Origin of the sequence: Pseudomonas fragi, assembly GCF_025426255.1 — a bacterium.
GTDB lineage: Bacteria > Pseudomonadota > Gammaproteobacteria > Pseudomonadales > Pseudomonadaceae > Aquipseudomonas > Aquipseudomonas kulmbachensis.
On the sequence record NZ_CP104861.1, the window covers coordinates 3,565,098 to 3,578,025 of the forward strand.

At 56.1% G+C, this 12,928-nt stretch carries 14 protein-coding genes and 1 pseudogene; 6 read left to right on the forward strand and 9 right to left on the reverse strand.

The genetic code is table 11. The features are described 5' to 3' along the window. Nucleotides 1–31: 31 nt before the first annotated feature. The 3 genes from speB to N7D90_RS16580 all read left to right on the forward strand — a co-directional run bounded on the left by speB (nucleotide 32) and on the right by N7D90_RS16580 (nucleotide 3,163). On the forward strand, nucleotides 32–982 hold the full coding sequence (gene speB, locus N7D90_RS16570) for an agmatinase (RefSeq protein ID WP_261739022.1): 951 nt from the start codon (nucleotides 32–34) through the stop codon (nucleotides 980–982). A gap of 101 nt (nucleotides 983–1,083) precedes the next feature. Next, on the forward strand, nucleotides 1,084–2,466 hold the full coding sequence (locus N7D90_RS16575) for a sodium:solute symporter (RefSeq protein ID WP_261739023.1): 1,383 nt from the start codon (nucleotides 1,084–1,086) through the stop codon (nucleotides 2,464–2,466). Between the two features lie 214 nt (nucleotides 2,467–2,680). Then, entirely contained in the window at nucleotides 2,681–3,163 is a 483-nt protein-coding gene (locus N7D90_RS16580) for a hypothetical protein (RefSeq protein ID WP_261739024.1), read from the forward strand. A 118-nt stretch (nucleotides 3,164–3,281) separates the two neighbouring features. On the opposite strand, the gene N7D90_RS16585 is transcribed toward N7D90_RS16580, so the two are convergent. The 5 genes and pseudogenes from N7D90_RS16585 to N7D90_RS16605 all read right to left on the reverse strand — a co-directional run bounded on the left by N7D90_RS16585 (nucleotide 3,282) and on the right by N7D90_RS16605 (nucleotide 5,987). Beyond that, nucleotides 3,282–3,407: a PA1414 family protein gene (locus N7D90_RS16585; protein ID WP_003441703.1), complete on the reverse strand. Its 126-nt coding sequence runs from the start codon at nucleotides 3,405–3,407 to the stop codon at nucleotides 3,282–3,284. Between the two features lie 127 nt (nucleotides 3,408–3,534). Continuing rightward, nucleotides 3,535–3,708, reverse strand: a pseudogene (locus N7D90_RS16590) (LysR family transcriptional regulator); the annotation flags it as partial. An 11-nt stretch (nucleotides 3,709–3,719) separates the two neighbouring features. After that, on the reverse strand, nucleotides 3,720–4,649 hold the full coding sequence (locus tag N7D90_RS16595) for a DMT family transporter (protein ID WP_261739025.1): 930 nt from the start codon (nucleotides 4,647–4,649) through the stop codon (nucleotides 3,720–3,722). A gap of 73 nt (nucleotides 4,650–4,722) precedes the next feature. Further along, on the reverse strand, nucleotides 4,723–5,127 hold the full coding sequence (locus tag N7D90_RS16600) for a DUF2177 family protein (RefSeq protein WP_261739026.1): 405 nt from the start codon (nucleotides 5,125–5,127) through the stop codon (nucleotides 4,723–4,725). Nucleotides 5,128–5,150: 23 nt separating this feature from the next. After that, complete coding sequence (locus N7D90_RS16605; RefSeq protein ID WP_261739027.1) at nucleotides 5,151–5,987, reverse strand: S1 RNA-binding domain-containing protein; 837 nt, start codon at nucleotides 5,985–5,987, stop codon at nucleotides 5,151–5,153. 357 nt (nucleotides 5,988–6,344) lie between these two features. Between N7D90_RS16605 and N7D90_RS16610 the strand changes: the two genes are divergently transcribed. Together N7D90_RS16610 and N7D90_RS16615 are read left to right on the forward strand one after the other, a co-directional pair. Beyond that, nucleotides 6,345–6,524 (forward strand): hypothetical protein, encoded by a 180-nt coding sequence (locus N7D90_RS16610; protein ID WP_048360704.1) that lies wholly within the window; start codon nucleotides 6,345–6,347, stop codon nucleotides 6,522–6,524. A gap of 191 nt (nucleotides 6,525–6,715) precedes the next feature. Next, nucleotides 6,716–7,438, forward strand: coding sequence for a TorF family putative porin (locus N7D90_RS16615; protein ID WP_261739028.1), 723 nt, complete (start codon nucleotides 6,716–6,718; stop codon nucleotides 7,436–7,438). A gap of 81 nt (nucleotides 7,439–7,519) precedes the next feature. On the opposite strand, the gene N7D90_RS16620 is transcribed toward N7D90_RS16615, so the two are convergent. Then, the gene (locus N7D90_RS16620; RefSeq protein ID WP_261739029.1) at nucleotides 7,520–8,866 is read right to left on the reverse strand and encodes a DEAD/DEAH box helicase; all 1,347 of its coding nucleotides are present in this window, start codon (nucleotides 8,864–8,866) and stop codon (nucleotides 7,520–7,522) included. Nucleotides 8,867–9,058: 192 nt separating this feature from the next. Here N7D90_RS16620 and N7D90_RS16625 point away from each other — a divergent pair, with 192 nt between their 5' ends. After that, entirely contained in the window at nucleotides 9,059–10,345 is a 1,287-nt protein-coding gene (locus N7D90_RS16625; protein ID WP_261739030.1) for a mechanosensitive ion channel family protein, read from the forward strand. Between the two features lie 136 nt (nucleotides 10,346–10,481). On the opposite strand, the gene N7D90_RS16630 is transcribed toward N7D90_RS16625, so the two are convergent. The 3 genes from N7D90_RS16630 to N7D90_RS16640 form a co-directional block, all read right to left on the reverse strand. Continuing rightward, nucleotides 10,482–11,042 carry an RBBP9/YdeN family alpha/beta hydrolase gene (locus N7D90_RS16630; protein ID WP_261739031.1) on the reverse strand — a complete coding sequence of 187 codons (561 nt, stop codon included), beginning with the start codon at nucleotides 11,040–11,042 and terminating at the stop codon, nucleotides 10,482–10,484. Between the two features lie 40 nt (nucleotides 11,043–11,082). Further along, nucleotides 11,083–11,943: a carboxylate/amino acid/amine transporter gene (locus tag N7D90_RS16635; protein WP_261739032.1), complete on the reverse strand. Its 861-nt coding sequence runs from the start codon at nucleotides 11,941–11,943 to the stop codon at nucleotides 11,083–11,085. 259 nt (nucleotides 11,944–12,202) lie between these two features. Beyond that, complete coding sequence (locus tag N7D90_RS16640) at nucleotides 12,203–12,802, reverse strand: FMN-dependent NADH-azoreductase (RefSeq protein WP_261739033.1); 600 nt, start codon at nucleotides 12,800–12,802, stop codon at nucleotides 12,203–12,205. Nucleotides 12,803–12,928: the final 126 nt, after the last annotated feature.

Consider the following 12,928-nt stretch of genomic DNA (forward strand, 5'->3'; position numbering starts at 1 on the left):
CATAACCACAACAAACGACGAGGCCTTTCCCGTGGACAAAATTCTTCATCAACCACTGGGTGGCAATGAGATGCCGCGCTTCGCCGGTATCGCCACCATGCTGCGCTTGCCCCACCTGCCATCGGCCAAAGGCCTGGATGCCGCTTTTATTGGGGTGCCACTGGACATTGGCACCTCGCTGCGCCCCGGCACCCGCTTCGGCCCTCGCGAAATTCGCGCCGAGTCGGTGATGATCCGCCCCTACAACATGGCCACCGGCGCCGCGCCGTTCGATTCACTGTCAGTGGCCGATATCGGCGATGTGGCGATCAACACCTTCAATCTGCTGGATGCCGTGCGGATCATCGAAGAATCCTACGACGAAATCCTCGAGCACGATGTGATCCCACTGACCCTGGGCGGCGATCACACCATCACCCTGCCGATTCTGCGGGCCATTCATAAAAAGCACGGCAAGGTCGGGCTGGTGCATATCGATGCCCACGCCGATGTGAACGACCATATGTTCGGCGAGAAAATCGCCCATGGCACCACCTTCCGCCGCGCCGTGGAGGAAGGCCTGCTGGACTGCAACCGCGTGGTTCAGATCGGCCTGCGCGCCCAAGGCTATACCGCCGAAGATTTCAACTGGAGCCGCAACCAGGGTTTCCGCGTAGTCCAGGCCGAAGAGTGCTGGCACAAATCGCTGGCCCCCTTGATGGCCGAAGTGCGCGAGAAAGTCGGCAATGGCCCGGTATACCTGAGCTTTGATATCGACGGTATTGACCCGGCCTGGGCACCCGGAACCGGAACGCCGGAAATCGGCGGCCTGACCACGATTCAGGGGATTGAAATCATTCGCGGCTGCCAGGGCCTCGATCTGGTTGGTTGCGATCTGGTAGAAGTCTCGCCGCCCTACGACACCACCGGCAACACCTCATTACTGGGGGCCAACCTGCTCTACGAAATGCTCTGCGTGCTACCTGGCGTTGTGCATCGCTGAAGACATCCTATCGGTGTCATTAAGCCCCAGGCTTTATGGCACCGAGCCACCGTGCTGTGACTCGCTGCATCCATAAAAAAAATAATCGGAGATTCGCCATCATGGCTTTAGATCTACTGGTCGTCCTTATCTACGCAGCGGCAATGCTGGTGCTGGGTTACTACGGCATGCGCAAGGCAAAAACCCACGAAGACTACCTGGTGGCAGGACGCAATCTCGGTCCTACCCTGTACATGGGCACCATGGCGGCAACCGTGCTCGGCGGCGCGTCTACTGTCGGCACCGTGCGGCTGGGCTATGTACATGGGATTTCCGGGTTCTGGCTGTGTGCCGCGCTGGGCTGCGGAATCATCGCCCTCAATCTGTTCCTGGCCAAACCGTTGCTAAAACTGAAAATCTTCACCGTGACCCAGGTGCTGGAGAAGCGTTACAACCCGATGGCCCGTCAGGCCAGTGCGGTAATTATGCTGGCCTACGCACTGATGATCGGCGTGACTTCGATACTGGCCATCGGCACCGTGCTGGAAGTGCTGTTCGACCTGCCCTTCTGGATTTCGGTGCTGCTCGGTGGTGGCGTGGTGGTGGTGTATTCAACCATTGGCGGCATGTGGTCGCTGACCCTGACCGATATCGTGCAATTTGCGATCAAGACCATCGGCCTGATGTTCGTGCTGCTGCCCATCTGCCTGTACCGCGTCGGCGGCTGGGACGAGCTGGTCAGCAAGTTGCCAGCCTCGAACTTCAGCTTCACCAGCATCGGCTGGGACACGATCATCACCTACTTCATGATCTACTTCTTCGGCATCCTGATCGGCCAGGACATTTGGCAGCGGGTGTTTACTGCCAAGACCGCCAAGGTGGCCAAGTACGCAGGCACGTTTGCAGGCTTGTATTGCATCCTCTACGGCCTGACCTGTGCCCTGATCGGCATGGCGGCGCATGTACTGCTGCCGGATCTGGACAACGTCAATAACGCCTTCGCCGCTATCGTCAAGGTCTCGCTACCGGACGGTATTCGCGGACTGGTGATTGCAGCGGCCCTGGCGGCCATGATGTCGACGGCCAGTGCAGGCTTGCTGGCTGCCTCCACCGTATTGACCGAAGACCTGCTGCCAAGGCTACGCGGCGGCAAGCAGTCGAGCCTCAACATCAACCGCCTGTTTACCTTGCTCACAGGCATCGCGGTGTTGGGCATCGCACTGGTGGTCTCGGATGTGATCAGTGCTCTAACCTTGGCCTACAACCTGCTGGTCGGCGGCATGCTGGTGCCACTGATCGGGGCGATTTTCTGGAAGCGTGCCACCACGGCGGGCGCCATTACCAGCATGGGTCTGGGGTTTATCACGGCTCTGGGGTTTATGTTCAAGGATGGGCTGGAAGCCAACACGCCGATTTACTACAGCCTGGGCGTAGCGCTAATCAGCTTTATCCTGGTCAGCCTGCTGGATCGACGCCCTGCTGCAGTTGCTAGCGCAGTCTTGTAAAGGTTTCTTCAGCGGGTACGACCCTCAGGTCCTACCCGTTTTTCTCTACACCCCACAGCTGTACAACTTCATACAGCTACAAACTCTAATACCCCGCCCATACAGCGCTATATCGCTGCCAAGCCATTAATCAATCCAACTACGCTTGAAAAGTGGCGACATGGGATGTCGCCGCACAACTTCAAGCAGCCTTTGATTAAATGGACTTAACACCATGACCCACTTCAAGATCTATCTGGCCACTGCCATAGTAGCTACCGGCATGGCACTCACCAGCGCCAGCGCTCAAGCCGATGTCACCACTCTGACGTTCGAAATAGTCAACAACACGTCAGGCCCCCTCACCCTCAATCGCTCGAGCTGGAACCTGTCGCTGGCCGAGCCGGGCTTCTTTGATGTCGATCCGGTGAGCGAACATTCATTTGAAGCCAACTACAAAACCAACTTCGGCTACCCCAGAAAAACCCCTGCAACACTGCGTGAAGTCATTTCATATGCCAACGGAAATCGGGAATGCACCTTTACCACAGAGCTGAAAGTCAGCCAGTCATTCGGCGTATTCAAGCCGACACTAACCTCAGCTCGATCGGCCAGTGCAACGTCAACGGGTATGGAAGATGTGAAGTGTGAAGCTCGAGTCACAGAGAAAACAGACAATGCACCGCTAAATTACAGCGTGCGCTATACCGTAGGCTAGCCAGCCAAAAATTGAAGGGCAGTTCATGCTGCCCTTTCTTTGCCCCCTCCTTGGCCCACTCACCGGCCAAGGATCGGAAGAAAAAAGCAGTCAATCTGCGTGTAACGCAAACACACCGTTAACGGCGACGTTGCGGACGACGACGCGGATCCTCGACAGGAATCGGCACAGGTTGCAGTGGCGGCTCAATCAGGCCAAGCGCAACACCAACGTCATGGAGCCAGGTTTGCAGTTTGTCTTTCATAAATCCCCCTTGGGGTCACTCTGGCGACGGGAGTTCTGTAGTCGCTTCACACAGATAATAGTCCTAAGTCCTACTCAATGCATGCCTAAGGTCAATGAACTTTAGGCTAACGTCCTACTCATCTGACTCAAGCCAATGCCTTGAGTTGCGTCGACTTCGCACTATTTAGCAGTGGCGACGTCTGCAGCAGCTCTATCCACGCGTTCGAGTTGACGCCCATCATGCCTTTTCGCCACATCAGCCAGGTTGTAGTACTGCCAAAAGGTTGTTGCAAGGCATGTACACCGACACTTTCACCCCCTCGGCAGTCGATCAGCTACCGAGCAGAGCGCGCACCTTGCGCCGCACCCACTGCTCAGCGCTGACAAACGTGATGCCGCACAGCACCAGAATCGCGCCTACCACAAAGTTGGCGCTCAAGGGTTCGTGCAGCACCAGCACGCCAAACGTCACACCAAATAGCGGCGTCATAAACGAGAACACCGCCAGGTTGGAAGCCATATAGCGCTTGAGCAGCCAGAACCACACCAGATAACTGAAGAACGACACCACTAGCCCTTGAAACAGCACACTGGCCACCGCGACGGTGGTCAGGCTGACATGGGTGATCTGGCCGCTAAAAGCGGCGATCACCAACAGCCCGAGAAAGCCGACCACCAGTTGGTAGAACAACGTCAGGGTCACCGGCGCTTCCGATAGCCGCGAGCCACGCACCACGACCGTGGTCGCGCCCCAGGCCATGCCTGCCAGAATCGCGTAGGCATCGCCCAGCAGCATATTGCGGTCCATATCGGCAAACGAAACACCACCCGCAAAGGAAAAGGCGATCCCGATAAACGCGAGAATGATCCCCAACCATTGCAACGGCCGCAAACGCTCGCTGGGCAATAACCAGTTAATGCCCAGCGCGGTAAAAATGGGCGCGGTATAGAGGAATACCGACATATGCGCAGCACTGGTCAGTTGCAGGCCTTCAGAGATAAAGAAGAACTCCAGACCGAAAAGGCTACCTGCCAGCAGGCCCCCTCGCCAGGTTGCGGGCACCTGGCCCCAACCGCCCTTCCAGCAGATCAACAGCCCCACCAGCAACGCCGAAATACCGGAGCGCATGGCGGCTTGCATGACCGGCGCGATATCGGGCGCTGCGAGTTTGATGATGACTTGTTGCACGCCCCAGATCAGGCACAGGCCCAACATGACTTGCAGTGCGAAAGCATCCGTTGCGCGCCGCGAAACACTCATAGTTCACCTAACAAGAAAGCCACGCCCGCAAAGGTCAAGAACCGCACAGCGTTCGGTGCTGTTACAGAAGAAATCAGCCCGCCAGTTTGCGTGCCGCCCAATAACCCGACAACGCGGCAAGACAAGTCAATAACCCGCCCCACGCCATGTCCATCAATGCCAACTGGGCAGACCAGCCTTGCAGCGTAGCCCAGTTGGTCATGTCATAGGTGCCATAGGCTACCAGCCCGAAAAACGCACCGGTCAATGCGGCCCTGCGCGCACTGCCACGGGCCAGAGCCGGCAGCACGACAAAGAACACCACGCCCAGCACATACAACAGATAAAACACGATGGCCGGGCCCCATTTGGGTTGCGCCAGCATCAGCGAACCCAGCAGCTCTTTATAAGTTGAGCTCATGAGCAAGCCCAGCCACAGGCCGTCGAGCACTAGGAAAGCCAGTAACGCACCGATATACGCCCACACTGCTTTACTCATGTCGTCAGCCCCTTCGCGTTGGATCAGATCAGTTCAATGCGGTCCGCGTGGATCGCAATCTTGCCTTCCTTGTACAGCGCGCCAATGGCTTTTTTGAAGTTGCCCTTGCTGACGCCAAACAGGTTGCTGATCACTTCAGGGGCACTTTTGTCGCTGACCGCCAGTACGCCGTTGTTGTCGCGCAACTTGCTGAGGATCTTCGAGTTCAGGCTGCTGGCCGCTTCCTGGCCAACCGGTTGCAGGCTCAGGCTGATCTTGCCGTCAGCGCGCACTTCCTTGATGAACCCTTTCTCTTGTTTGCCCGCACGCATGAACTTGAAAATTTCATTCTTGTGGATCAAACCCCAGTGTTTGTTGTTGATCACGGCTTTAAAGCCCATGTCCGTAGCTTCCGCTACCAACAGATCAACTTCCTGGCCTACCTGGTAATTGGCCGGGGTTTTGTCCAGATAACGGTCCAGACGCGCCGTCGCGGTGATACGGCGCGTGTGCTTGTCGAGGTAGACGTGCACCACGACATATTCACCAGCCGTCATCTGGCGTTTTTCTTCGGAATACGGCAACAGCAAATCTTTCGGCAGCCCCCAATCGAGGAATACACCGATGCTATTAACTTCAACCACTTTAAGGCTGGCGAACTCACCGACTTGAACTTTTGGTTTTTCAGTCGTGGCAATTAACTTGTCATCGCTGTCCAAATAAACAAAGACGTTAAGCCAATCTTCATCTTCGCTGGGAATATCTTTTGGAATATAACGGTTAGGCAACAGGATTTCACCGTCAGCCCCGCCGTCCAGATACAAACCAAACGTTGTATGTTTAACCACTTGCAAACTGTTGTAGCGACCGATTAAAGCCATGTTCAATACCCTCATTACGTAGGCGGCATTCTACCCGAGTTTAGAGGGGCGAATTGGAGCGCCGCCGCCCGGCATCCAAAAAATTTGCGAAAGGTTTGATTTATCAGGATTTTCCAGCGTACCTTAGGTGCCACTCGTCACCCGGCAAGGTGCCGACCACCCGCCTGCCAGCCTCCAAATTCGTTTAGAATTCTTACGCTGTTATGAATTAAAACAGCGAGTTAGCAGAGAATTACGCGAGTGTTTATCCCTCGCGTACAACGTCACTTTAATTTTACGAAGATATTTAACAAGCAATTGTCAAGTATTTCAGGTACTATCGCTGGCCAAGTTATTTTCTACAGGACAATAGCCGCCATGCGTGTAAAAGCATCCGCCAGCAAAGCAAAGCCAGCTCCCGCTGTTGAAACCAGCGCCTCAATCAATGCTCAAATTGAAGCATTCTTGAAATCCGGCGGCGAAATTCAGGAAATCAAGAAAGGCGTCAGCGGCCAAACTTTTGGTCCGTCCAAGCAAATCACGCTCGGCAAAAAGTAATACCCCTCGCGTCATCTGGTCCTCATGCGCTTTGCCTTCCAAGGCGCTAGGACTATCGATTTATCCCATCTTCTCCTGCATCAAAGCTGATTCGAATCGATAAATCGACGAACGGCACTTTATTGCCGACATTCCTGCGTATGCTCCAAAGGCTCTGAATCAAGCCTTTGAGCCGATATAGGGAGCCAATCATGCTCACACGGGCTGTACTGCTGACTGGCACGCTGCTAGCCAGCACGATTGTGGATGCACACGTCTTTTCCCGCGCGCTGGGCGACTTCGATCTTAAACTGGCCACCCAGCCGAGCCGCAGTATGGCCCAAGGCCTGGTCAAGCCTACGAGCGCAGGCTCGACCTTTCATGGCGGCCTGGACCTGACCCATGACAGCGGCTGGTACGCCGGGCAATGGGCGCCCACCATGGGCATCAAGCCCGGCAGCAATCTGGAAGTGGACTCCTACCTCGGCTACAAGCATCCCTTCGACCAGACCCTGAGCTATGAGCTGGGGATGATCCATTACAGCTACCCCAAACTCGACTCACTCGACAGCCAGCAATTTTTTGCCGGCCTCACGCTGCTGGGTACGCGCTTTGGCGCCGCCTTCAGTAACGACCCGGACCGTCGCGACAGTACGCTGTTTGCCGATCTCGGGGTCAACCAGCCCTTCGGTATCGGGGTGAGCATGAAATACACCACCCACCAGTTGGGCACCCCGGTATCAATCGCCGATGGTGGCAGCGTGCGCGCTTTCAATGATTGGTCGATCAAGTTATCGCGCCCCTGGATGGGGATTGACCTGAACTTGATCTACAGCGACTCCAGCCTGGACGATACAGAGTGCTCGGCGTATTCAGGGCAAAACGCCGAATGTGATGGTTTGCTGACGTTCAAGGCCGAGCGGGCGTTCTACTGACTCATGGCATAAGCACAAAGAAAGGAGCAGGCAACAAAAAACCCGGCACAGGCCGGGTTTTTTGTGAGTCACGCCAGCGCTTTATTCAGCGGCTGGAGCTTCTGGCTTGCGGCGCTTGAGCGGTGCCATGCCGTCTTTGCTGACCAGCGACAGAGCGTCGGTCTTCGGGCGGTTGGCGATTTTGCGCTTGGTCGGTGCCTTGGCGCCCGACTTCTTCTTGACGCCCTTGGCGTCGGTCTTTTTCTTCTTCACACCAACAGCTTTACCCGAGGCCTTGACGTTTTTCGGTCCGCCGTAGGTACCTTTGACTTCCTTGATGGTGCGGCGCTCGAAGCTCTGCTTCAGGTAGCGCTCAACGCTGGACATCAGGTTCCAGTCGCCGTGACAGATCAGCGAGATCGCCAGGCCATCGTTACCGGCGCGGCCAGTACGGCCAATACGGTGAACGTACTCGTCGCCGCTGCGTGGCATATCGAAGTTGATCACCAGATCCAGGCCTTCAACGTCCAGACCACGGGCCGCAACGTCGGTGGCAACCAGGATCTTGACGCCGCCCTGCTTCAGACGGTCAATGGCCAGTTTGCGGTCTTTCTGATCTTTTTCACCATGCAAGACAAACGCCTTGTAGTCCTGAGCCACCAGACGACCGTAGATACGGTCCGCCATGGCGCGGGTATTGGTGAAAACGATAGCCTTTTGATAAGTCTCGTTAGCCAGCAGCCAGTTAACAATTTGTTCTTTGTGCTGGTTGTGGTCAGCAGTGATCACTTGCTGGCGCGTGGTGGCGTTCAGCTGGCTGACCTGGTTGAGCTGCAAGTGCTCGGCATTGTCCAGAACCTTGCCAACCATCTCGCGCAGGCCCGAACCACCGGTGGTGGCCGAGAACAGCATGGTCTGCTGACGGTTCGCACACTCGTTGACCAGACGCTGAACGTCTTCGGAGAAGCCCATGTCGAGCATGCGGTCGGCTTCGTCGAGCACCAGTACTTCAACTTCTTTCAAGTCGAGGTTGCCGGCGTTCAGTTGCTCCAGTAAACGGCCAGGGGTGCCGATCAGGATGTCAGGCACCTTGCGCAGCATGGCGGCCTGGACCTTGAAATCTTCACCGCCGGTGATCAGACCGGACTTGATGAACGTGAACTGCGAAAAACGCTCAACTTCTTTAAGCGTTTGCTGTGCCAGCTCGCGGGTCGGCAGCAAAATCAACGCTTTGATGCTGACGCGGATTTTAGCTGGACCAATCAGACGATTCAGAATCGGCAGGACGAAAGCGGCGGTTTTGCCACTCCCGGTTTGAGCTGTAACCCGCAGGTCACGCCCTTCGAGCGCGAGCGGGATGGCCGCTGCTTGCACAGGCGTAGGCTCGACAAATTTAAGCTCGGCCACAGCTTTAAGCAGGCGTTCGTGCAGGGCGAAATCGGAAAACACGGGTGCTACCTCGAAGAAATACAAAAAATCAGCGGCATAGAGTAACGGTTTCGAGCGCCTAGGCCGAGTTACTTTGCACGAACGGCATGAAACAAATGGTTTTTTAGGGTCTTTAGTCCAATCAGGGCCCATAAATTGTCCTGAAGTGCTCTAATCCCATGGCCATTTATTACCTGGATAGTGTTTTAGCTTATGGATACTCAACCACTCTGGACCCAAATCCAGACCCTGTGGGCCAACCTGGATCAACATCCCTGGGTCTCGGCCATACTGGGCCTGATCGTTCTGGTGGGCATTGCCCTGCTGGCCGGTCACATCGCACGCATCGTTGTGCTGCGCGTGACCAAAATGCTTGGTCGCCAGCCCGCCTTGCACTGGATCAATGATTTACGCGAACACAAAGTGTTCCATCGCCTGGCACAACTGACTCCATCCCTGATCGTGCAGTTCGGGCGCAACCTGGTGCCGGACATGAGCGACAACGGTCGTCATTTCCTCGGCAACCTGGCGCTGGCCATTACCATTTTTGTCCTGACGCGGGTCATCAGTTCACTGCTGGACGCCTTGCTCGATATTTATTCGCGCACCAATTACGCCAAGACCCGACCGATCAAGGGCTACATTCAGCTGACGAAAATGCTGCTGTATGTGTTCTGCGCAATCATCATCGTCGCAACCCTGATCGACCGCTCGCCGATGCTGCTGCTTTCGGGGCTGGGCGCGATGTCCGCGGTCATTCTGTTGGTCTACAAGGACACCCTGCTGTCGTTCGTGGCCAGCGTGCAATTGACCAGTAACGACTTGCTGCGCGTCGGCGACTGGATCGAGATGCCACAGGTCGGTGCCGATGGCGATGTGATCGACATCAGCCTGCACACCGTCAAGGTGCAGAACTTCGATAAGACTATTGTGTCGATCCCGACTTGGCGCTTGATGTCCGAATCGTTCAAGAACTGGCGCGGTATGCAGCAATCCGGCGGGCGGCGAATCAAGCGCAGCCTGTTTATTGACGCGAGCGACATTGCCTTTTTGACCGATGAGCAGGAGCAGCGGCTGGAACAGGTACACCTGCTGAGCGATTACCTGCATCGCAAGAAAGCCGAGCTCAAGAGCTGGAACGAAGCCCAGGGCAACGTCGCAGCAATGGCCGCCAACCGTCGACGTATGACCAATATCGGTACGTTTCGGGCGTATGCCCTGGCCTACCTGAAGAGCCATGCCGACATTCAGCCGAACATGACCTGCATGGTGCGCCAGATGCAAACCACGCCTCAAGGCGTACCGCTTGAGGTGTACTGCTTTACCCGAACCACGGTGTGGGACGAATACGAGCGCATCCAGGGCGATATTTTTGACTACCTGTTGTCGGTGTTGCCCGAATTCGGACTGAGCGCGTATCAGCAACCCAGCGGCAACGACCTGCGCAAAGGATTGCTGAGCAAGATGCATACGCCGTTGGCGTTGCCGGAAGACGCCTGACCCTGTATGAGCTGGAGCTTTGTGGGAGCGGCTTGCTCGCGATGGCGTCACCTCGGCCCGCCAGATAAACCGAGTTGCCTGTATCACGAGCAAGCCCGCTCCCACAGATTCCACCCCACCAAGCCCAAAACAGGTGTCAGGCCTGCTTGAACTGGGGATCACCAGTCAGCCTGAACAACAGCTCGATCCCCTGTGGCCAGGACCCATAGCCACCTTCGCCATTGATATGCCCCGCATTCTCCAGCCATACCAGTTCGCTGCCCCAGGCCTCGCTGAATGCGCTAGCCCGTTCGCGGCTGACATAGGGGTCGTTGGTGCTGGCTACGGTGATCGCGTCAAACGGCAGCTCACTTAGCGGCATGGGGCTAAAGCCCGTTGTACCGGCCGGATAACTGTCAGCTTCGGTATCGCTGGGCGCAACCAGCAGCGCCCCGCGTACACGCCTTGCCTCTGCCGGGTGCTGCTGCGCCCAACGTGCAATCAGCGTACACGCCAGGCTGTGGCCCACCAGCACCACAGGCCGCTCACTTTTGGTAATCTTTTTCTGCAGGTTCTGCACCCAGTCAGTACAGACAGGGGTTTCCCAGTCTTCCTGCTTGACCCGATGCAACCCGCTGAAGCGCTGCTCCCAGTGAGATTGCCAATGCCCTGCTCCGGAATTGAACAGGCCCGGCAAGATCAACACCCTGACTGTCATTGCGACTCTCCCTTCAGGCGATGGATGACTGGGATTGACCTTAGACCGTCACAGCCCTGCGGTCTAGCCGGCTGATCCAGACCGCAAACACAATCACCAGCCCGCCGATGAGCAACCGCCCCAGCGGTTCATGCTGGTTCCAGATCAGCAGATTGAGAATCAACCCCACGGGCACATGCAAAATGTTTATCACGGCCAAAGTGCCGACCCTGACCATACATGCACCTTTGTTCCACCAGTACAGACCCAACGCCGTAGAAATAAGCCCCAGAAATACCAGTACACCCCATTGCAAGGGCGCGTCCGGCCAAAAGTTGGCTTTGCCAAACAGCAAGAAGGCCGGCAATACCACCGCCAAAGCCCCCAGGTAAAAGAAACCAAACCGCCGATAATGCGGCATGTCACTCGGATAGCGTGCCACCAAACGCTTGTACAACACTTGCCCGGCGGCAAAAGTAAAGTTGCCCAATTGCAGCAACAGAAAACCTCCAAAGAAGTCCGGGCTGATAGTGTCGAAACGGATCACTGCAGCCCCCATCACAGCCACCAGCGCGGCCACGAGCGCCCAGGGGTTGAAGCGGCGATTAAGCGCATCTTCGATCAAAGTCACGTGCAACGGCGTCAGGATGGTGAACAGCAACACCTCAGGCACCGTCAGTACGCGAAAGCTCAAGTACAGGCAGACGTAGGTGATCCCGAACTGCAAGGCGCCGATCAGCAACATGCCGCGCATAAAGCCGGGCTCTACCTGGCGCCAGCGCGTCAGGGGAATAAACACCAACCCCGCCAGTACCACACGCACCAGTACCGCAAAATAACTGTCGACGTGTCCCGCCAGATACTCACCAATCAGGCTGAAGGAAAACGCCTGAATCAAGGTGACAAACAACAGATAGCCCATGAATCTCTCGCCGGAAAGTTGCATCAGCTCGCAGGCAAAACGCCCGCAAGCTCATAAGAAGGTGTGCGACCTTAGCGGTTTTTCATCAGCCTTGACCATCACCCCGCAATACCCGGACAAAAAAAACCCGATCCGGCGCAAGGGCCGATCGGGTACGAGCACTCAAGAAAGTGCAAAGGGAGGTTCGATGCGCGAACCGCATGCTTGAAGGAGCAATGAAACGATTAAGCCTTGCGACGATTATCTGTCGATTAACAGACTATGCGATGGCAGACAGTCGGGCCTTGGCCTGGTTTAAACCTTTCTCCTGGAAGTCACCCCCCAGGTTCATGCCTTCGGCATGGATAAAGGTCACATCATGAATCCCGATAAAAGCCATGACCTGCCGCAGATAGGGTTCCTGGTGATCCGAGGTGCTACCTGCATATAGCCCGCCGCGTGCAGTCAGAACGTATGCTTTCTTGCCGGTCAGAAGGCCTTGTGGCCCGGTTTCGGTGTACTTGAAGGTCACGCCGGCCCGTAACACGTGGTCAAGCCACGCCTTGAGGGTGCTCGGAATCGCGAAGTTGTACATCGGCGCCGCCAGTACCAGTACATCGGCGGCCAGCAACTCGTCAGTCAGCTCGTTGGAGCGCTGCAGGGAAGCATGCTCGTCACCGTTGCGTTGCGCTTCAGGCTTCATCCAGCCACCCAGCAGGTTGGCGTCAAGATGCGGCACCGGGTTCAGGGCGACATCGCGCACGGTAATCTGATCGGTTGGATGCAGCGTTTGCCACTGGTCGATGAACTGCTGAGTCAACTGTCGGGAAAACGAATCCTGCTGACGGGCGCTGCTTTCAATAATCAGAACATTGGACATGGCGGATAGGCTCCATCTGTAAATACTGTAAGACGATGGAGAAAGATTAGAGAGCATCGGTTCGATAAAAAAGCGCAAATACCTGCTACAACCTATCTATAAATCTGTTTGTTTAGCGGTATCCTG